The following is a 19,132-nucleotide window of genomic DNA, read 5'->3' on the forward strand; positions in this document are numbered from 1 at the left end:
ACAAGTTTTTTCCTTCTCTGTTACTATTAAGGAAAAGGGATTTCAGGAACCTCGGCTAACAAGATTTCCTTAGTAATACTACCTTGTCTTAAAATCTTTGCTTCTTTTCCAGACAAATCTAAAATGGTCGAATCAACGCCAAGAAGGGCTGCATCATCTTGATAGCCAGTCACTTGGTTATTGAAACTTTCTAAAATATTTTCAAAAGTCTTACCACTTTCCGACCCTGAAAGGTTAGCAGATGGTCCAATTAAAGGACCTATTTTTTGAATAATGTTAGCTGTTACAGGATGGTTGGGAAGGCGAAAGCCAACACTCGTCATACCAGAATTAATCCACTCTGGTACCTGGTCATTTGCTTTTAAAATAATGGTCAAAGGACCCGGTAGGAAGTGATCATAGAGTTTTTTTAAGTAATCTGGAACTTCCTTTGCAAAAGCTAATATGCTATCAAAATCAGCCACATTAAGGTTCATGGCTTTTTCTCTTGGACGTTTTTTTAGTTGGTAAACACGATTAACGGCTTCTTCATCCAAAGCTTTAGCAAAGATACCATAAACGGTCTCAGTTGGTAAAACAACTGCTCCTCCTGATTCAATTACCTTCATTAACTTATCCATTATCAGCTACTAGCATCCTTTCTTTTCCAAAATAATCCTTCAATACCCTAACACGTTTCTTGGGAATATTTTTCGTGACTAAATTCTTCACCTGATCGCCTTGCTTATAGCCAATTTCAAAATATAGCTTTCCATCTTCTTTTAAATAAGAAGATGCTTCTTCAATAATTTTCCGGTAAATGGCTAATCCATTTTCATCCGCAAAAAGAGCTAGATGTGGTTCGGAGCTATAAACATTCAAACCAACCTCATCTTTATCGGCGTAGTCGATATAAGGTGGATTTGATACAATAATATCAAAAGAACCACTGACAGCACTAAAGACGTCCGAATGACTCCAGTCAATCTCAACTTGATGAGCTTTAGCATTACTTTTAGCGACTGATAGTGCCTCTAAAGAAATATCGACAGCCTTAATCGTCCAATCAGGTCGTTCTTTTTTCAAGGCAATCGCAATGGCACCACTTCCTGTTCCAATATCTAACATTGTCAAATTTGATTGTTGATTTTCCGCCAGTATCAAGTCAACCAATTCTTCTGTTTCAGGTCTTGGAATTAAAACCCCTTGGTCCACCTGTAAGACCAGATCTCTAAAGTAAGCTTTTCCTGTAATATATTGAGGGGAGCGGTGTTGGCACAAATCCTCATAAATTTGCTTTATCAGTATCTTATCTTCTTCTGAAGGTAATAGGTTTTGATGAAGCAAAAAATCCAAAGTTGTCCATGCTTTTAATTCTTTAAAAACATAGGTGAGGTTTTCGCGATCCTCACCTATCTTTTCTAGTTGTTCTTCATAGAACTTAAATGTCTTAGCGTAATTCATTAGTTTGTTAAGGATTCTAATTTTTGGGTTTGATCATACATGATTAAGGCATCTACAATTTCATCCATTTTTCCTGACAAAATGGTATCCAATTTTTGTAAGGTTAATCCAATACGATGATCAGTCACACGATTTTGAGGGAAGTTATAGGTTCTGATACGCTCTGAGCGATCTCCAGTACCTACAGTTGACTTACGTTCGGCATCTTGTTCATCTTGAGCAATTTGAGCAAAGTGGTCCGCTACACGCGCTCTAATAATTTTCATGGCCTTATCACGGTTCTTTTGTTGGGTACGCTCTTCTTGCATCTCAACTTTGATATTTGTTGGTAAGTGAACGATACGCACAGCGGTCGCAACCTTATTGACGTTTTGTCCACCTGCTCCTGAGGCATGGTAAATATCAACACGTAAATCTTTCGGATCAATATCATACTCAACTTCTTCAATTTCAGGCATGATGAGAACCGTTGCCGTTGAGGTATGAACACGTCCTTGACTCTCTGTTACTGGCACACGCTGAACTCGGTGAGCACCTGATTCATATTTTAATTTAGAGTAAACAGATTGGCCAGAGACCATTGCAACTACTTCTTTGATACCACCAACGCCATTATAAGACGCTTCCATGACTTCAAAGCGCCAACCTTGACTCTCTGCAAACTTCTGATACATGCTCAATAAATCGCCGGCAAAAAGGGCTGCTTCATCACCACCTGCAGCACCACGAATCTCTAAAATAATATTCTTATCATCGTTAGGATCCTTTGGTAATAACAGAATCTTGAGTTTTTCTTCATAATCTTCTTTGGCAGCTTTGGCTTCTTTTAGTTCTTCTTTAGCCATCTCTTCAATCTCAGCATCGCCACCAGATTCTTTAATCATTTCTTCAGCATCACTAATGGATTGAATGATGGCTTTGTATTGACGATAAGTCGTTACGGTATCACGAGTGCTAGCTTCTTCTTTTGATAAGGCCATAAATCGCTTAGTATCTGAAACAACGGAAGGGTCACTTAAGAGTTCCCCAAGTTCTTCATATCGGTCTTCAACAGCTTGTAGTTGATCATAAATATTCATGAGGTTTAATGGGCTCCTTTTTGCTCTCTATTATGGTTGACTTGTTTTTTCTTCTATGATGGGTGGGTTAAAATAATGTTTGCGACAAACAGGAATATAAGTTTCGTTTCCTCCAATTTGAATCTGAGCACCTTCATAGACAGGTTTGCCATCTTCTGTTCGGAGTACCATAGTCGCCTTTTTGCTACAAAATTGACAAATCGTTTTGATTTCATCAATCTTATCTGCTAGCAAAAGAAGGTATTTAGAGCCTTCAAATAATTCGTTTTGGAAATCATTTTTAAGACCAAAAGCCATAACTGGCACATCTAAATGATCCACCACCCGCGCCAAATCATAAACATTTTTTTTGCTTAAAAATTGGCATTCATCAATTAAAACACAGTAGGGTTTAACATCTAATTGCTCAATATACTCAAAAATAGCCATGTCACTAGTAATAGGTATAGCTTCACGACGCATTCCAATACGACTAGACACAATACCAAAACCATCTCGGGTATCTAGTGCGCTTGTCATAATAACGACCGGCTTACCTTGCTCTTCGTAATTATGTGCCACTTTTAAAATTTCAATGGTCTTGCCTGAGTTCATTGTCCCATATTTATAGTATAATTGAGCCAAACTGGAAATTCCTACCTTCTCTTTTTATCCTATCTATTTTATCACATTTATTCTTCTTTGGCGATTGCCCTATTTGAAAAAGAAAGTCTGAAGACCAAAATCTGTCGAATTCCTTTTGAAAAAGTTTCAGAAAATCCCATTATTGATAGGCTTTTAGATAAGAAGGTGATAAAATAGAATTATCAGAAAAAAGGAGATTATTATGCCGTTTGTTACCATTGATCTTTTTGAAGGGCGTAGCCAAGAACAAAAAATTGAGCTAGCGCATGAAGTCACGGAAGTTGTTTCTCGCATCGCTAAAGCACCTAAAGAAAATATTCATGTCATTATCAAAGACCTTCCAGAGGGAAGCTATTACCCTCAAGGGGAACTAAAGAAAAAATCATAATGACTACTCTCACCTTCCTTGGGTGAGAGTTTTTCTTAGTTAGGAGGAAGATATGCTAGCTACCGATCGCATAAAGCTCATGGGAACCGTCATCGATTTACAAATCATCTCTGACAAGGCTGACACCCAGCTACAAATGGCTCGTGAGCTCTTAATCACTTATAAGAACCGTTTCTCGGCTAATGATGATGACTCTGAGTTAATGGCCATAAATCACCAAGCAGGCGTTGAGCCCCTTATTGTTCATCCAGACTTATTTGAGCTCATTCACATTGGAAAAGAGCATAGTTTAGCGCAACCAAGTAACCTAAATATCGCCATTGGACCTTTGGTACAAACTTGGCGTATTGGTTTTCCAGACGCTAACAAACCTTCCCAAGAAATCATTAGGCAAAAATTGGCATTAAGTCAACCTAGACTAATCCATTTAAACTCCAAAACACAAAGTGTCTTTCTGGAAAAAGAGGGCATGACCGTTGATTTAGGGGCACTTGCTAAAGGCTACATCGCCGATAAAATCATGGCTTATCTCATTCAAGATGGTATTGATTCTGCTCTCATTAATTTAGGTGGAAATGTGCTTGTACATGGCATCAACCCTAACAGACCAGACGGCTTTTATTATATAGGCATTCAAGAACCTGGACAAGCAAGAGGTCAGAATATGGCTATCCTAAAAGCCCATAACCAATCCGTTGTTACGTCTGGTATTTATGAGAGGTATTTAACGATTAATAATGTTGATTATCATCATATCTTTGATTGCCAGACGGGTTACCCAATTGAGACTGAAATGGCTAGTCTTACTATTGTCGCTAAGTCCTCTTTAGATTGTGAGATTTGGACTACAAGACTCTTTGGCTTATCTCTCAAAAAGGTTTATGATACCTTAAATCAACTCGATGGTATCGAAGGCATCATTATTACCAAAGATAAGCAGGTGCTATTTTCACGAGGGCTTGAAGGAAAATGCCAGCTCTTATATCACTAATCCATCCTTAAGAAAAACTACCTAAACCCAGCCGAAAAAAGGAGGATTTAGGTAGTTTTTTGTGTTCAAACGCTTTGTCTATTTTTTCTTTCCATTAAAGAATAGGTTAAGAAGCACCGCAGAAACTGTCGCAATCACAATACCATTTGTTAAAAACATATTTGCAGTGGCTGGTAAGCTGGCAAAAAGATTGGTGCCGTTAAAGCCAATGCCTGCTGAAATAGATACTGCTGCGATAATAAAATTGTGCTCATTTCCTGCAAAATCAACTCGGTTAAGCATCTGCATCCCTTGCAGTGCTACCATACCAAATAAGACTAGCATTGCGCCTCAAAGAACGGGACTTGGAATCATTTGAGCCATAGCTCCAAATTTAGGAAGCAATCCAATAATGACTAAGAATAGAGTTGTGTAATAAATAGGTCGACGTGTTTTGATGCCAGATAATTGCACTAAACCAACATTTTGGGAAAAACCAGTATAAGGGAAAGTATTGAAAATACCTCCTAATAAGACCGCAATCCCTTCTGAGTGATAGCCATTACGAAGACGTGTGCTATCTAACGGATCTTTGGTAATATCTGATAAGGCCAAATAAACACCGGTTGATTCTACCATTGAGACGGTGGCAATGATACACATCATGATAATTGACGTGATTTCAAATTGAGGTGCTCCAAAATAAAATGGCGTCGGAACGTGTAACCAAGGTGCTGAGGAAATAACTGACATGTCCACCAAGCCCATAAAGGCTGCAATAATAGTTCCCACAATCAAGCCAATTAAAATAGCTATTGATTTAATAAAACCTGTGGCAAACTTTTGAACCGCTAAAATGATAGCCACTGTCATTAAGGCCAAAATCATGCTCTGTAGACTTGGTTTGGTGGCGTTATCTCCCATATTCCCCATGGCTACAGGGATTAAGGTTAAGCCTATAGTAGTAATGACAGAACTTGTTACGATAGCTGGAAAGAAACGGGCAATTTTTGAGAAAAATCCCGCTACTAAAATAACGTAAATGCCTGATGCAATCAAAGCGCCAAACATTGCTCCTGATCCCTGCTGAGCACCAATGATAGATAAAGGTGCAACGGATTGAAAGGCGCAACCTAGGACTACTGGTAAACCAATTCCAAATTGTTTGTTTAATTGCAACTGTAAGAAGGTTGCCACACCACACATAAAAATATCAGTTGAAATTAAATAGGTTAATTCACGCGCAGAATAGCCTAGTGCACCTGCAATCATAATAGGGACTAAGATGGAACCTGCATACATTGATAAAAGATGCTGAAGGCCTAAAATAGCCGATTGCGAATGGCTATGTTCTTGTTTACTTGAGTGAGTCATTAGGCATCAGCCTCCAAAAAGTTTAATTTCCCATTTTCAAAATTTTTAATTCGAGCAAGGTAGGTCACTTCCATCCCTAGATTTTCGAGAACTTGACGGCCATCTTGGAAAGATTTTTCAATCACAATACCAACACCAGCTACTTCTGCTCCGGCTTGTCTAATAATCTCAATTAATCCTTTTGCTGCTTGACCATTGGCTAGAAAATCATCTATAATCAAGACTTTGTCATCCTTTGATAAAAATTTGCCTGCGATTGACACAGTACTAGTCACTTGTTTAGTGAAAGAATAGACTTCTGCTGTCAAAATACCTTCTGTCAGGGTAATGTTTTTGTGTTTTTTAGCAAAAATCATAGGGACATCTAAAGCCTCTGCAACGTAAACTGCAGGTGCAATACCAGATGCCTCAATGGTAACAACTTTGGTAATTCCTGCGTTCGCATATTTTGCTGCGAAAACCTTCCCAATTTCTTTCATTAAACGATAATCCACTTGATGAGTCAAAAAATTATCAACTTTTAAAATATTTTCACCAAGGATATTACCATCCTTTATTATACGATCTTCCAGTAATTGCATAAAACCCCTCTTGAAAAAAGAAAAAAAGCCTGCTGTGCAAAGGAATCACAAAAATTCCTTTGCTAGGTAAAAACCAAGCAAGCTTAAAAGCTTACTTATTGTTAGACATTAAGGTGTCTTGTAGAGACACTGCGCCAATTCGCAGTATAAATAAGTATGACAATATGATAGTTATTATAGTAATAATGTTATTATTGTATCACGAATATGATTTTTTTCAACAAGAAATTTAAATGCTGTTACCATTCCAAATTGAATTTTTAACGATGACATAATCCACACGTCGAAGACTTTCTAGGTCATTACCACCAGCATAAGAAATGGATGACTGTAAGTCTTCTTGCATTTCTCTTAGGGTATCTGATAAATGCCCTTTGGTTGGGAGTAAGAGTTTTTTTCCTTCAACATTTTTATGTTGACCTTTTTGATATTCCGATGCCGATCCATAATATTCTTTAAAGGATTGACCGTCAACTTCAACTAGTTTCCCAGGGCTCTCAATATGACCAGCAAATAAAGAGCCAATCATTACCATACTTGCTCCAAATCGGATTGATTTAGCAATATCTCCGTGAGTTCTGATGCCACCATCAGCAATAATCGGTTTGCAAGCTGCTTTGGCACACCAGCGAAGAGCTGCCAATTGCCAACCACCAGTCCCAAAGCCTGTTTTAACTTTGGTGATACATACTTTTCCTGGCCCAATTCCAACTTTTGTCGCATCAGCACCAGCATTTTCTAGCTCACGAACCGCTTCTGGAGTTCCAACATTTCCAGCAATGACAAATGTTTGAGGCAATTCAGCTTTAATGTGTTTGATCATTTTGATGACGGATTCAGCATGGCCATGTGCGATATCAATAGTAATGTACTCTGGGGCATCATCTTTTAAAGTAGATACAAAGTCATACTCTGCTTCTTTTACCCCAACAGAGATAGAGGCAATTAGACCCGCATCATGCATACGCTTGATAAATGGACGACGACTCGCTTCATCAAAACGGTGCATAATGTAAAAATAGCCATCTCTTGCTAACTTTTCTGCTACTCCTTCATCAATAATCGTTTGCATATTAGCTGGAACAACAGGGAGCTTAAATTGGTGGTTACCAAAGGTGATTGTCGTATCAGCTTGTGAACGACTACTTATCATACATTTATTAGGAATTAATTGAATATCTTCATAATCGAATACAGGAATATCGTTAAACATAGGTGGATACCTCTTTTTATTAAGATGACCTTCCTATAACCTTTGTTTCCAAAGGCATCGCTAGGTAAAAACTTACCTTCCCTTGGAAAATTATAAAACTTTGTTTTTGTTTTGTCAATTTTTTATCTTTTTAAAATAAAAATGTTCGGATTTTAATTCAAAAATGACTATAAAAAGCTAATCCGAGGATTAGCTTTTTAGTTTAATTAGAAAGAAGTTTTTCTTTTACTAAATAATCATGCGCCACTTTTTGAGCATCTTCTCCTTTTACAGAAATACGGTAATTCATATCCTGCATCTCTTTTTCAGTTATTTTTCCTGCTAAACGATTCAAAATTTCTTTAAGTTGAGGGTGTTTCTTGAGTAGTGAGTTCTTCATCAATGGGGCACCTTGATAGGGTGGAAAAAGATGCTTGTCATCTTTCAAAACTTGTAGATGATACTTGGTAATTTCTGCATCTGTAGAGTAGGCATCTGTTACCTGAATATCACCTGATTGTATCGCCTGATAACGAAGAGCAGGTTCCATCGTAGCAACACTTAAGTCTTTTAAATCATAGACTCTTTGCATTCCCTTAAACCCATCTTCTCTATCTTTAAATTCTAAAGTAAAGCCTGCTTTTAATTGTCCTTCATGAGCTTTCAAATCAGAAATACTAGAAATACCATAATCTTTAGCGATTTTTTCAGGAACTGCTACAGCGTAGGTATTTTGATAGGCAAAAGGTTGTAAAAGACTTAGCTGATCTTGTTTGGCAATTCCCTTCTTAGCCTCTTGATAAACTGTTTCAGGATCGTTAGAGAGTTTTGGTTTTTCCCTTAAGAGACTAGAGGTGATGGTACCTGTAAACTCAAGGTAAATATCAATATCACCCGACTTAAGTGCCTCATATAAAAAGCTTGTTTTACCAAAATTAGACTTCAATTCAACACGTAAATCAGAATTCTCTTCAATAAGCTCTTTGTAAAGATTAATCAGAATATCTGGCTCTGCTCCTAATTTTCCAGCAATAACAATTTTGTCCTTATTTTTAGAAAATTGACCGATTACCATAGGTGCATAAGAAGCTAATAAGGCTAGTAAAGTGATAATAAAACTAACAAGAATACGACGAAGTGATGCTTTCTCCAAATATTGAATCAAGCTGTTAAAAATGATAGCTAATAAAGCTGAGGAAATCGCCCCAATCAAAATCAAATTAGGGTTATTACGATCAATCCCTAAAAGGATAAATGACCCTAATCCACCAGCACCAATTAAAGCTGCTAGGGTACAGTTCCGATAATCATAACTGCAGAAGTTCTCACACCAGACATAATGACTGGCATAGCAATGGGAATTTCAAATGTTTTAAGCCGTTCCCATTTGGTCATTCCAAAGGCCGTTCCTGCCTCTACTAAACTAGGATCAATACCATTTAAACCTGTAATGGTATTTTGTAAAATCGGAAAAATCGCATAGATGACCAGAGCCGTCATGGCTGGCAAGGTCCCTATTCCCATTAATGGAATAAAGAGCCCTAACAAGGCTAATGACGGAATGGTTTGAAAGACACCTGTTATTTGAAGCATCACATCTGACCAGCGTTTACTTTGGCTGAGTAAAGCTGCCAAAGGAATACCAATTAACAAAGCAATCATTAAAGAGAGTAGCGAAATTTGAAGATGCTCACCAAGAGCCTTGGTCCAATCTCCAAATCGTTCTTGAAAAGTAACAACTAAACTAGGCATCTTTGTCACCTCCAAACAAATTGGCTACAAAGTCATTAGCAGGCTCAGCCATAATAACTTCAGGTTTATCTAATTGAACGATATGACCTTCATTTAAAACTGCTACACGGTCACCCAGCTTAATCGCCTCATCAATATCATGGGTAACAAATACAATGGTCATATCAAATTCCTGATGCAAGCTAATCATTAACTCTTGTAATTGCTTACGTGAGATGGGATCTAGGGCAGAAAAAGGCTCGTCCATTAATAGCACCTTAGGATGAGAGATAATAGCTCGAACAATTCCAATACGTTGTTGCTCTCCTCCTGATAAATCACTGGGATAACGATTAAGATAATCTTCTGGAGGTAACCCTACCATTTGAAGTAATTCCTTAGTTTTGACTAAAAGCTCCTCTTGCGACCAGCCTTTCATCTCAGGAATAATCGCAATATTTTCTGCAACTGTTAAATTAGGAAAAAGAGCAATTTGTTGTAAAACATAGCCAATAGACAAGCGCATCTCTCTCAAATCAAGCTCTTTTTGAGGGGTCCCATTCAAGAGAATATCACCAGAGCTTGGTTCAATTAAACAATTTATCATTTTTAACAGAGTGGTTTTTCCAGAGCCACTTGGTCCCACTAATACAAAAAATTCACGATCTTCAATTTGAAAACTTTGTTCCTGTAAGACTTGTGTTTGACCAAAGGTCTTCGAAACATTATTAAAACGTATCATTATTTCTCCAATTCTTCTGTAAGGGAGCTTGTATATCTACTCATCAACTGAAGCAACTCTACTCTTTCGTCTTCACTGAGAGTAGAAAGTGCTCTAGTCTGTCTTTTCTCAAAGGGCTTAATAATCTCTTTACTTAGCTTGAGCCCCTTTTTTGTTAACAAAATTAACTTCACTCGTTTATCTTTTGGCGATTCCAAAAGATAGACATAATCTTTTTGTAACCAACTCTTTATTGTCGCATGCACTAGCTGTTTACTCCATCTCGTCTTCCGACAAAGAGAGGTTTGTGTCATGCCTTGAGGGTTATAGTAAATCCATAATAAAAGTTGAAAACTGTTACCTTGTAAACCATTTTGTCGAGCATATTTTTCAAATAAACTCATTTGTTGATCAAACAAATGATTATATTGCTTAACTATTTCTTTTAAAGGATGCATCTTATTATCTCACTATCTACCTGTGCTTCTTATAAGGATTCATCTATTGTTGACTATTATAAAAATAATGACGAGAGAAGTCAATTTTTTTGACTGATTTCGCTTACAAAGTCCGTTTTAATAAGGTTTTTGCAATTTTTAATTAATATTGGATTTCTTCACTGCTATCTAAAATAAAATACAGAATGATTGCCTTTTAGAGCAATAATCGCTATGATACCAGTATGACAAAACTAATTAAGATTTTAGCCATCACTGGGCAAACACCGCAAGAAGAAAACGCCTTTTTCAAGCTCATCGCTAATAACTCCAAGGATTTTTTTGATATTACCATTATCAGTAAAAATGACCCTATCAACTTCAAGCCTTATGAAGCTGTTTTTGCTTTTGATACCATAGAAAGCTCGCTTCCTCTTCTTCTTTTTGCCAAGCATATCTCTTTTCAGAAGGAAACACTGACTGAAATCCTTCAGAAGAAACCTACCTTACTCTTAGAAATTGGTAAGGTGGTTACCAACTTTTACTATGCTCTAAAAGGTAATTTCCTAGAACACCTTCCACTGCAAGCGCGTCTATCTGATCAAAACGGCAATATCATCTATAACAATCATAAGTTCAATGGTAGTTTTTTTGCTGATCAAGAAACGAAATTAGAAGAATGGCTCCTGCATGAGTTAAAAGCTAATGCGTATCATCAGAAATATTACTTTATTCCCTCGGCCTCTTTAGATCATATCTATATCCAACATTACCAAGCCCTTTATGATGCTTCAGGAAATTTCATTGGAATTTATGATAATGTTCAAGATTTCAAACCCATACTTAGTCAATACCTTGAGGAAACAGGTCAAGCCATTGTTGGCTGGTCGGATGTAACCTCCGGCCCATCTATTTCCGATAGCTTTTAAAAAATCAAGTTGTATTCTCAACTTGCTTTTTTTATTAGACATCTTCTCGACTAACCGGTTGTGGACCATAACTTTGGGAAACGGGCATTATTTCAATGCGATTAATATTGACATGTGGAGGTTGGTTCACTATCCAAGAAACAGTATTTGCAATATCCTTGGCTTGAATGGCATTTGCTCCTTTATAGATGGCTTCTACACGGTCACGATCTCCTTTAAAGCGTACATTAGAGAACTCAGTCCCTTCACATAATCCTGGTTCGATATTGGTAACTCGGATTTTAGTACCTGCCAAATCTGCTCTTAAATTTAGTGAAAATTGTTTAACGAATGCTTTACTTGCACCGTAGATATTAGCTCCTGGGTATGGAATGGTTCCTGCTGTAGATCCCATATTAATAATCATGCCACTATTTCGTTTAACCATGTCCGGTAACAATTGATGTGTTAGGTAAGTCAATCCAATAATGTTGGTATTTATCATGGTCATCCAATTAGCAAAGTCCGCCTCAAAGGCTTTATCAAGTCCTAAAGCTAGGCCAGCATTATTGATAAGAAGATCAATACTCTGCCATTCTTTAGGAATTTTGGTTAAGGCCAAATCAATCTCTTTTGGGTTAGACACATCCATAGGTAAAGCTAAAAAGTTTTCTTTACCATATAATTCCTCTAAGGCCTGTAATTTTTCTAGACGTCTGGCAGCTCCAATAACGCTAAAGCCATCTTCGATCAATTGTGCAACAATAGCTTTTCCAAAACCAGCTGAAGCACCTGTAACTAAAGCAATTTTTGAATTCATTTTTTGACCTCATTTCTTAAGCTAAAAAGAAAGAGCGAAAGTTATGACCTTTTGGTCACCCTTCCACTCTTACTCTCATTAATCTAAAGTACCTAAAGCTTGTGCAGCTGTAATAATACCCAATTTGTAAATGTCATCAGCACTTGAACCACGTGACAAATCGTTAACAGGTTTGTTCAAACCTTGGAGGATTGGGCCAATGGCATCAAACATCCCTAAACGTTGTGCAATCTTATAACCAATGTTTCCAGATTGTAAATCAGGGAAAACAAAAGTATTTGCTTGACCAGCAACGTCAGAATCTGGAGCCTTAATAGCAGCTGTCTCAGGAACAAAGGCAGCATCAAATTGTAATTCACCATCTAAAGCAAGGCTAGGGTTTAATTCTTTAGCAATTTTAGTTGCTTCTGCTACTTTATCAACCTGTGGTGCTTTACCTGATCCCTTGGTTGAGAAACTTAACATTGCTACTTTTGGATCAATATCAAAAATAGCTGCCGTTTCTGCAGTGTTGACTGCAATCTCAGCAAGTTCTTGTGCATTAGGATCAATATTAATAGCACAGTCAGCAAAGATATAACGCTCATTTGTGTTTTCACGGTTCATCAAGAAAACACCTGATGTTCTTGAAATACCTGGTTTAGTCTTAATGATTTGCAAAGCAGGACGAACTGTGTCTGCTGTAGAGTGACAAGCACCTGAAACCATGCCTTCAGCAAGTCCCATCTTAACCAACATAACACCGAAATAGTTGACGTATCTAAGAAGTTTGTCTGCATCTTCCATAGTTGCTTTACCTTTACGGATCTCAACAAACTCAGCTTTCATTTTTTCAAAATCAGCATAATCATCAGGGTTAATGATTGTGTAATCTTGATCAGCAAATCCTAATTTTGTAAGGAGGCCTCGGATTTCGTCAGCTTTACCTAAGATAATAGGCTCAGCTAATCCTTCAAATTTAAGACGAGCTGCAGCACGAACCACACGTTCATCATTTCCTTCTGGGAAAACGATTTTAACATGTTGGCCAGCTACTTTCTCTCTTAAGCTACCAAACAAACTTCTAATACCCATTTTTGTATACCTCATTCTATTTTTTCGTAAATCTTTGATAACGTTATCAAAGTCATCTGTCAAATTTATTGTATGAATGCTTTCATTTTCAGTAAATGGATCATAAAAAGCGATATGGTGACAATGCAGGGCTTGACGGGTTATCCCCAAATCTAATCGCCCTCCATAAAAATCATCTCCTAATAAAGGAAAACCAATATGGGAAAAATGAACTCTGATCTGATGGGTTCTACCAGTATGCAATTTGATATCCACTAAATGCACATTTTCTGCATAACGTGCCACAACATGATAACTGGTCTTAGCATACTTGCCCATTGGGTCAACAGCCCTTGTAACAATACTATCTTTTGAGCGACCAATAGGGGCAACGATTTCTCCTTGATCGGGAAGTGACCCTTGACCAGAAACTAAAGCATAATAACGCTTTTCAATAGCTCTTTTTTGCAACTTTTTATCCAAGCGGGCATGAGCATAGCCATGCTTAGCAAAAAGCATTAAACCGCTAGTATCTCTATCTAATCGCGTGACAATATGGACTTGTTGATCTTCATAATCTTTTTGAATGTAATAAGATTTGATAAAATTAGCAATGGTATTGGAATGAATGGCACTTGGAATACTAGCAAATCCCACTGGTTTATTAAGGACTAAAAAATGATCATCTTCATGAATAATATCAAGATCAAAGGGGATAGCCTCTAATTTCTCAAAAGGTTCCTCTCTAGGGATGTCAATGGTCACCACATCTCCAATATCCAATAAATAAATGGCATTTTGTTCAATACCATTTACTAATATATTGCCACCTTTGTATTTGATTTTAGCTAGTAACCCTTTTGAAATATCATGTCCTTTTAAAAAAGTTTTGACTTTTACTCTACGATCAGCAACGAATTCAAATCTCATGATTCACCTTCTCCCATGAAGGCATCTTTGACCCTTTCCCAAAAGCTAGTATGGCTGGCTGATGCCACAAAATGAATCTTTTCATCATCGATAAAGTATTCGACTTTGCTAACATTTTTAAGATTGTAGGTTTTGTTATCAATGGATATAGTATAGATACCCAGACGTTTTGGAACCAACTCGATCTTATCTTTTTTAGGAATAATAACTGAAGAACCAAGCGTTCTAAAAACACGGTTATTTAAACTTGAAATTTCCGTTAATTGAAGGGCTTCAATTGTAGGATGTAAAACAGCTCCTCCTAACGATTTATTATAAGCTGTACTTCCTGTGGGTGTTGAAACTGAAATCCCATCTCCTCTAAAACTCTCGAATTTGACATGATTAATAATCACATCTGCCACCATTGTTTTTTCAATACGCTTAACGGTAGCCTCATTCAAGGCTTTGGCTTTAATAACTCGTCCATCTTCCAAGCTAATTTTTACCTTCAAAATCGGATAAGAAATTTGTTCTCCCTTATCTTTTCTCAAATTTGCAATTAATTGATCAACTTCAAAATCCCTATAATCTGTATAAAAGCCAAGATGTCCTGTATGAATACCTACAAAACGGACCCTATCTAATTCTTTTTCATACATGTGAAATGCAGATAAAAGCATGCCATCTCCACCTATAGAAATCACAATATCCGGATTTTTCTTTGAAAGATAGAAATCGGGATCATCTTTAAAAACGGAGAATAGCTTTGAAGCAACTCGCTTGCTCTGGTATTTGCCGTTTGCAATAATAGCAACTCGCTTTACCTTACCTGTATAATTCATCTGTGTCATCACTGTTTCCTACACCATCACTTAATTTTCGGCTCTCTGGATCAAACAGCAATTGTGCCTCACGAATATCTTCACGAATTTTTCGCATTTCTTCGTCCAGTTCCAAGGCAATTTTTGCTGTGACTTCCAAGCGCTTTTTAATTTCTTCTGGAAATTTTCCCCCGTATTTGTAATTCAATGAATGTTCAATGGTCGCCCAAAAATTCATGGCTAAGGTACGAATTTGAATCTCTGCTAATACTTTTTTTTGTCCTTCAATGGTATCAACAGGGTACTCTACCACAACATGATATGATCGATAGCCACTTGATTTCATGTTACGAATGTAATCACGTTCATAGACAATTGTCATATCCTGTCTTTGACGCAGAAGTGACAAAACCTCTTCCACATCATCTACAAATTGAACCATAATTCTAAGGCCAGCTATATCTTGAATGTCTTGAGCAATATTTTCTTCTAAGACACCACGCAAAAACATCTTTTCTTTGATACTTTCAACCGACTTAACCCTACCCGTCACAAACTCAATAGGCGAATAACGATTTTGTTTCCGGAATTGCTTGCGAATACCTCGCAATTTAATCTTAAGTTCCCCTACTGTTTGAATGTAAGGATCCAAAAAAACTTCCCAATCTATAGCCACCTGATATCTCCTTTCTTGTCAAAGCTAGGATATTAATATAAAATTGAAATAACAATTTATTATATCATAGAAAAGGTTCAAAAGGAATTTCATATGACCAACCTTGAGATTGAATATAAGACCCTACTGACAAAAGAAGAGTACAAACGACTCTTGTCACAAATGACTCATATTCCACCAGTAACACAAACCAACTATTATATTGATACTAAAGATTTTGATTTAAAAGCTCATAAAATGTCACTACGTATTAGGACCTTTACAGATAGCGCTGAATTAACCCTAAAAGTTCCTGAGAAAGTGGGTAATCGCGAATACAATTTACATCTTGATTTAAAAAGTGCTAAAGAGATTATTAAAACAGGCATACTCCCGGAATCTTCAGCGCTTGATATTATCAAAAAAATTGGACTAGGCGACTCACAGTTAACGACGTTTGGCTATTTAACAACAATCCGCCGTGAAGCCGATACCACTATTGGTAAACTTGCCTTAGATTATAATCAATATGCAAATATCAAAGATTATGAACTGGAATTAGAAGTGACCGATGCCATCAAGGGGAAAGAAGACTTCGAGAGTTTTCTCCTAGAAAATGATATCTCATTTAAGTATGCCAAAAGTAAGGTAGCACGTTTCAGCAAAACCCTTAAGAAATCATAGTTTTACCTGATAAAAGCAACAGAAAAACTGCAATTTTTCTGTTTTTTTGTTAAAATAGAAATGTCAATTGATAACTATGAATAAAATGGAATCATCCTTTCCGTTTTCTATTCTATTTTTTGTAATGTAAGGAGCTAAATCTATCATGACTGAACGATATGCTGATAAGCAAATCAAACTGTTCTCACTCACCTCAAACCTTCCTATTGCTGAAAAAATTTCAAAAGCATCCGGAATTCCACTTGGAAAAATTTCCTCTCGACAATTTTCTGATGGTGAGATTATGATAAATATCGAAGAAACAGTTCGTGGTGATGATATTTACATCATTCAATCAACTAGTTTCCCAGTCAATGACAATTTATGGGAACTACTCATTATGATTGATGCTTGTAAGCGTGCCAGCGCTAATTCTATTAGTGTTGTACTGCCTTACTTTGGCTACTCACGTCAAGACCGAGTGGCTAAATCACGCGAACCTATTACTGCAAAATTAGTAGCTAATATGCTAACTAAGGCTGGGATTGATCGCGTGGTCACCTTGGATTTGCATGCTGTCCAAGTACAAGGATTCTTTGATATCCCCGTTGATAACTTATTTACTGTTCCTCTTTTTGCTGAACATTATGCGAGCTTAGGTCTTAAAGGTCCTGATACCGTTGTCGTTAGTCCTAAAAATTCTGGTATAAAACGTGCTAGAAGTTTAGCAGAATACCTAAACTCACCACTTGCTATTATTGACTACGCTCAAGATGATGCTGAGCGTGAAGAAGGCTATGTTATTGGTGAAGTTTCTGGGAAAAAAGCGATTCTTATTGATGATATTTTAAACACAGGTAAAACATTTGCTGAAGCAGCTAAAATACTTGAACGCGCCGGATCAACTGAGATTTATGCCGTAGCTAGCCACGGGCTCTTTGCTGGAGGTGCTGCCGACGTTCTTGAAGCAGCGCCTATTCAAGAAATCATTGTAACTGATTCTGTGAAAACAAAAAATCGTGTGCCAGAAAATGTGACTTACTTGAGTGCTAGCGAGCTTATCGCTGAAGCTATTATCCGTATCCATGAAAGAAGACCTTTAAGCCCGCTCTTTTCTTACCATCCAAAAGGGTAATACTCATGACCATTTATTTTGATAATGCTGCCACTACTCCTCTTAATGCAGCTTCTATTGATGCTATGACAAAATGGATAACCAGCCAAAACTTTGGGAATCCATCTAGCATTCATCACATGGGAAGACAAGCTAACAAAATTTTAAGAGAATGTCGTCAAAGCATCGCACAACATCTTGCTAGTAAAGAAAATCAAATCACCTTCACTTCAGGTGGATCAGAAAGTAACAACAATGCTATAAAAGGTTATGCTTTAGCGCACCAACATAAAGGCAAACACCTTATTACTACTAAAATTGAACATCACTCCGTCTTACATACTATGGCTTACTTAGAAGAGCGTTTTGGCTTTGAAGTCAGTTATTTAGATGTCTGTGATGGTCAGATAAACATGAAGCAATTTCAATCACTCCTAAGAGAAGATACGATCTTAGTAAGTATGATGTTTGCTAACAATGAAACCGGGGATTTGTTACCTATTAAAGAAGTTGGGGACTTGCTCAAGCATCATCAAGCTGCTTTTCATGTTGACGCTGTTCAAGTTGTAGGAAAAATAGCACTTCATCCCGATGACTACGGCATTGATTTAATGTCTGCATCAGCGCACAAATTTCATGGTCCTAAAGGTGTTGGCTTTCTCTATAACAGAGGCCTCAAATTTGATAGCTTAATTCAAGGTGGCGAACAAGAAGAAAAAAGACGTGCAGGTACTGAGAATATGATAGGCATTGTGGGAATGACTGCTGCTCTTGATGATGCCTTTTCTCACCTTTCCCAAAATTTTTCTCATGTTGAACAATTAGAACAATTGTTACAAGAAGAGCTTACGTCTTTAGATTTTCACATCAATGGCCGAAGTAAGGCTTATCTTCCTCATGTCTTAAACCTCAGCTTTCCAAATCATCAAAACAGTATCGTATTAACCCAATTGGATTTAGAAGATATAGCTGTTTCGACTGGTTCTGCCTGTACCGCTGGAACAGTGGAGCCAAGTCATGTCCTATCGGCTTATTATGGTAAGGATTCTAGTCGCTTAAAAGATTCTATTCGTATCAGTTTTTCAGATCAAAACACCCAAGAAGAAGTATTCTATTTAGCAAAAATTTTAACAAAAATTCTAGGAGATTAAGATGGCGTTTGAAAAAGAAATTAGCCTTAAAGACTGTCAATACAGTTACCAAATCAGTCCCAATATCAAAAAGTATACTTTACGTGATACTACTTTCGTTCAAACTAAAATTGGACATTATCAGTTAACTAGACTTTTGGAAAAAGTTCCCAATTCTGGCGAAGGCTTTCCATTAAAAATCACTATTAATAAAGATTTAGATGCCTTTAAACTCACTATTACAGATAAAAGTGGACTACGCATGGTAAACATTTTCAAATCCGAAGACAATAAAATACTACAAGATAAGTTTTATTTCTTAATGGATAGTTTAGTGGAAAGAGATGTTTTTATCAAAAAAGAACAATAACATTCTCTTTAAAAGTTGTGACCGATTAGTCATAACTTTTTCTTTTGATCTCATTTTTAATAAATAATCAGACTATTCATTTTTATGTGTAAAAAAATAATCAAATAGTTGCAACTTTCACAAAGTTTCTGTTACAATGGTTACAG

Annotated in this window: 19 protein-coding genes, 3 pseudogenes and 1 riboswitch; of the genes and pseudogenes, 7 read left to right on the plus strand and 15 right to left on the minus strand. The window is 36.9% G+C overall.

The window, feature by feature from the left end; translation table 11 throughout:
• Positions 1-26: 26 nt before the first annotated feature.
• From STRIC_RS06555 to STRIC_RS06570, 4 genes are read right to left on the minus strand one after another with little or no spacing between them, the layout of a single operon-like run.
• Positions 27-620 (minus strand): L-threonylcarbamoyladenylate synthase, encoded by a 594-nt coding sequence (locus STRIC_RS06555; RefSeq protein ID WP_008088872.1) that lies wholly within the window; start codon positions 618-620, stop codon positions 27-29.
• Positions 613-1,443 (minus strand): peptide chain release factor N(5)-glutamine methyltransferase, encoded by an 831-nt coding sequence (gene prmC, locus STRIC_RS06560; RefSeq protein WP_008088836.1) that lies wholly within the window; start codon positions 1,441-1,443, stop codon positions 613-615. Before prmC ends, STRIC_RS06555 begins: the two co-directional genes overlap by 8 nt.
• Positions 1,443-2,522 carry a peptide chain release factor 1 gene (gene prfA / locus STRIC_RS06565; protein WP_008088722.1) on the minus strand — a complete coding sequence of 360 codons (1,080 nt, stop codon included), beginning with the start codon at positions 2,520-2,522 and terminating at the stop codon, positions 1,443-1,445. Before prfA ends, prmC begins: the two co-directional genes overlap by 1 nt.
• 30 nt (positions 2,523-2,552) lie before the next feature.
• Positions 2,553-3,146: a thymidine kinase gene (locus STRIC_RS06570; protein WP_008088952.1), complete on the minus strand. Its 594-nt coding sequence runs from the start codon at positions 3,144-3,146 to the stop codon at positions 2,553-2,555.
• 202 nt (positions 3,147-3,348) lie between these two features.
• Between STRIC_RS06570 and STRIC_RS06575 the strand changes: the two genes are divergently transcribed.
• Both STRIC_RS06575 and STRIC_RS06580 read left to right on the plus strand, forming a co-directional pair.
• The gene (locus STRIC_RS06575; protein WP_008088682.1) at positions 3,349-3,534 is read left to right on the plus strand and encodes a 4-oxalocrotonate tautomerase; all 186 of its coding nucleotides are present in this window, start codon (positions 3,349-3,351) and stop codon (positions 3,532-3,534) included.
• 52 nt (positions 3,535-3,586) lie between these two features.
• Positions 3,587-4,525, plus strand: coding sequence for an FAD:protein FMN transferase (locus STRIC_RS06580; RefSeq protein ID WP_008089042.1), 939 nt, complete (start codon positions 3,587-3,589; stop codon positions 4,523-4,525).
• Between the two features lie 78 nt (positions 4,526-4,603).
• Here STRIC_RS06580 and STRIC_RS06585 read toward each other — a convergent pair.
• From STRIC_RS06585 to STRIC_RS06610, 6 genes and pseudogenes are all read right to left on the minus strand, one after another.
• Positions 4,604-5,878, minus strand: a pseudogene (locus tag STRIC_RS06585) (nucleobase:cation symporter-2 family protein).
• The gene (locus tag STRIC_RS06590) at positions 5,878-6,459 is read right to left on the minus strand and encodes a xanthine phosphoribosyltransferase (RefSeq protein WP_008088736.1); all 582 of its coding nucleotides are present in this window, start codon (positions 6,457-6,459) and stop codon (positions 5,878-5,880) included. Before STRIC_RS06590 ends, STRIC_RS06585 begins: the two are co-directional and overlap by 1 nt.
• Before the next feature lie 78 nt (positions 6,460-6,537).
• A riboswitch (purine riboswitch) is annotated at positions 6,538-6,633 on the minus strand.
• 55 nt (positions 6,634-6,688) lie between these two features.
• The gene (guaC, locus tag STRIC_RS06595) at positions 6,689-7,672 is read right to left on the minus strand and encodes a GMP reductase (protein WP_008088870.1); all 984 of its coding nucleotides are present in this window, start codon (positions 7,670-7,672) and stop codon (positions 6,689-6,691) included.
• A 202-nt stretch (positions 7,673-7,874) separates the two neighbouring features.
• Positions 7,875-9,403: pseudogene (locus STRIC_RS06600) on the minus strand (ABC transporter permease/substrate-binding protein).
• The gene (locus tag STRIC_RS06605; RefSeq protein ID WP_008089252.1) at positions 9,396-10,124 is read right to left on the minus strand and encodes an ABC transporter ATP-binding protein; all 729 of its coding nucleotides are present in this window, start codon (positions 10,122-10,124) and stop codon (positions 9,396-9,398) included. Before STRIC_RS06605 ends, STRIC_RS06600 begins: the two are co-directional and overlap by 8 nt.
• On the minus strand, positions 10,124-10,561 hold the full coding sequence (locus tag STRIC_RS06610) for a MarR family winged helix-turn-helix transcriptional regulator (RefSeq protein ID WP_008089447.1): 438 nt from the start codon (positions 10,559-10,561) through the stop codon (positions 10,124-10,126). The genes STRIC_RS06605 and STRIC_RS06610 overlap by 1 nt, the downstream gene beginning before the upstream one ends.
• 224 nt (positions 10,562-10,785) lie before the next feature.
• On the opposite strand from STRIC_RS06610, the gene STRIC_RS06615 reads away from it, so the two are divergent.
• Complete coding sequence (locus tag STRIC_RS06615; RefSeq protein WP_008089054.1) at positions 10,786-11,469, plus strand: hypothetical protein; 684 nt, start codon at positions 10,786-10,788, stop codon at positions 11,467-11,469.
• A gap of 34 nt (positions 11,470-11,503) precedes the next feature.
• On the opposite strand, the gene STRIC_RS06620 is transcribed toward STRIC_RS06615, so the two are convergent.
• The 5 genes and pseudogenes from STRIC_RS06620 to STRIC_RS06635 all read right to left on the minus strand — a co-directional run bounded on the left by STRIC_RS06620 (position 11,504) and on the right by STRIC_RS06635 (position 15,730).
• A complete protein-coding gene (locus STRIC_RS06620) occupies positions 11,504-12,268 on the minus strand; it encodes an SDR family NAD(P)-dependent oxidoreductase (RefSeq protein WP_008089264.1) in 765 nt (254 codons plus the stop codon).
• 78 nt (positions 12,269-12,346) lie between these two features.
• Positions 12,347-13,342 (minus strand): phosphate acetyltransferase, encoded by a 996-nt coding sequence (gene pta / locus STRIC_RS06625; RefSeq protein ID WP_040832239.1) that lies wholly within the window; start codon positions 13,340-13,342, stop codon positions 12,347-12,349.
• Positions 13,343-13,348: 6 nt separating this feature from the next.
• A pseudogene (locus STRIC_RS11855) lies at positions 13,349-14,251 on the minus strand (RluA family pseudouridine synthase); the annotation flags it as partial.
• Positions 14,248-15,084 carry an NAD kinase gene (locus STRIC_RS06630; protein ID WP_008089052.1) on the minus strand — a complete coding sequence of 279 codons (837 nt, stop codon included), beginning with the start codon at positions 15,082-15,084 and terminating at the stop codon, positions 14,248-14,250. The pseudogene STRIC_RS11855 and the gene STRIC_RS06630, both read right to left, overlap by 4 nt.
• Entirely contained in the window at positions 15,059-15,730 is a 672-nt protein-coding gene (locus tag STRIC_RS06635; RefSeq protein ID WP_008088705.1) for a GTP pyrophosphokinase, read from the minus strand. The genes STRIC_RS06630 and STRIC_RS06635 overlap by 26 nt, the downstream gene beginning before the upstream one ends.
• Positions 15,731-15,823: 93 nt before the next feature.
• Between STRIC_RS06635 and STRIC_RS06640 the strand changes: the two genes are divergently transcribed.
• From STRIC_RS06640 to STRIC_RS06655, 4 genes are all read left to right on the plus strand, one after another.
• Positions 15,824-16,393: a CYTH domain-containing protein gene (locus STRIC_RS06640; RefSeq protein ID WP_008088802.1), complete on the plus strand. Its 570-nt coding sequence runs from the start codon at positions 15,824-15,826 to the stop codon at positions 16,391-16,393.
• A gap of 145 nt (positions 16,394-16,538) precedes the next feature.
• The gene (locus STRIC_RS06645) at positions 16,539-17,507 is read left to right on the plus strand and encodes a ribose-phosphate diphosphokinase (RefSeq protein ID WP_008089072.1); all 969 of its coding nucleotides are present in this window, start codon (positions 16,539-16,541) and stop codon (positions 17,505-17,507) included.
• 5 nt (positions 17,508-17,512) lie between these two features.
• Positions 17,513-18,637 carry a cysteine desulfurase family protein gene (locus tag STRIC_RS06650; protein WP_008089231.1) on the plus strand — a complete coding sequence of 375 codons (1,125 nt, stop codon included), beginning with the start codon at positions 17,513-17,515 and terminating at the stop codon, positions 18,635-18,637.
• Position 18,638: 1 nt separating this feature from the next.
• The gene (locus tag STRIC_RS06655) at positions 18,639-18,986 is read left to right on the plus strand and encodes a DUF1831 domain-containing protein (protein ID WP_008089060.1); all 348 of its coding nucleotides are present in this window, start codon (positions 18,639-18,641) and stop codon (positions 18,984-18,986) included.
• Positions 18,987-19,132: the final 146 nt, after the last annotated feature.

It is taken from the genome of Streptococcus ictaluri 707-05, from assembly GCF_000188015.2.
Lineage (GTDB): Bacteria > Bacillota > Bacilli > Lactobacillales > Streptococcaceae > Streptococcus > Streptococcus ictaluri.

Bases quoted from the DNA above. Each gene is read 5' to 3' on its own strand.
- STRIC_RS06590 (WP_008088736.1), bottom strand. From the start codon at position 6,459: ATGCAATTACTGGAAGATCGTATAATAAAGGATGGTAATATCCTTGGT.
- STRIC_RS06605 (WP_008089252.1), bottom strand. From the start codon at position 10,124: ATGATACGTTTTAATAATGTTTCGAAGACCTTTGGTCAAACACAAGTC.
- STRIC_RS06650 (WP_008089231.1), top strand. From the start codon at position 17,513: ATGACCATTTATTTTGATAATGCTGCCACTACTCCTCTTAATGCAGCT.
- guaC (WP_008088870.1), bottom strand. From the start codon at position 7,672: ATGTTTAACGATATTCCTGTATTCGATTATGAAGATATTCAATTAATT.
- prmC (WP_008088836.1), bottom strand. From the start codon at position 1,443: ATGAATTACGCTAAGACATTTAAGTTCTATGAAGAACAACTAGAAAAG.
- STRIC_RS06630 (WP_008089052.1), bottom strand. From the start codon at position 15,084: ATGACACAGATGAATTATACAGGTAAGGTAAAGCGAGTTGCTATTATT.
- STRIC_RS06610 (WP_008089447.1), bottom strand. From the start codon at position 10,561: ATGCATCCTTTAAAAGAAATAGTTAAGCAATATAATCATTTGTTTGAT.
- STRIC_RS06615 (WP_008089054.1), top strand. From the start codon at position 10,786: ATGACAAAACTAATTAAGATTTTAGCCATCACTGGGCAAACACCGCAA.
- STRIC_RS06620 (WP_008089264.1), bottom strand. From the start codon at position 12,268: ATGAATTCAAAAATTGCTTTAGTTACAGGTGCTTCAGCTGGTTTTGGA.
- pta (WP_040832239.1), bottom strand. From the start codon at position 13,342: ATGGGTATTAGAAGTTTGTTTGGTAGCTTAAGAGAGAAAGTAGCTGGC.
- STRIC_RS06640 (WP_008088802.1), top strand. From the start codon at position 15,824: ATGACCAACCTTGAGATTGAATATAAGACCCTACTGACAAAAGAAGAG.
- STRIC_RS06655 (WP_008089060.1), top strand. From the start codon at position 18,639: ATGGCGTTTGAAAAAGAAATTAGCCTTAAAGACTGTCAATACAGTTAC.
- STRIC_RS06555 (WP_008088872.1), bottom strand. From the start codon at position 620: ATGGATAAGTTAATGAAGGTAATTGAATCAGGAGGAGCAGTTGTTTTA.
- STRIC_RS06580 (WP_008089042.1), top strand. From the start codon at position 3,587: ATGCTAGCTACCGATCGCATAAAGCTCATGGGAACCGTCATCGATTTA.
- STRIC_RS06645 (WP_008089072.1), top strand. From the start codon at position 16,539: ATGACTGAACGATATGCTGATAAGCAAATCAAACTGTTCTCACTCACC.
- STRIC_RS06575 (WP_008088682.1), top strand. From the start codon at position 3,349: ATGCCGTTTGTTACCATTGATCTTTTTGAAGGGCGTAGCCAAGAACAA.
- prfA (WP_008088722.1), bottom strand. From the start codon at position 2,522: ATGAATATTTATGATCAACTACAAGCTGTTGAAGACCGATATGAAGAA.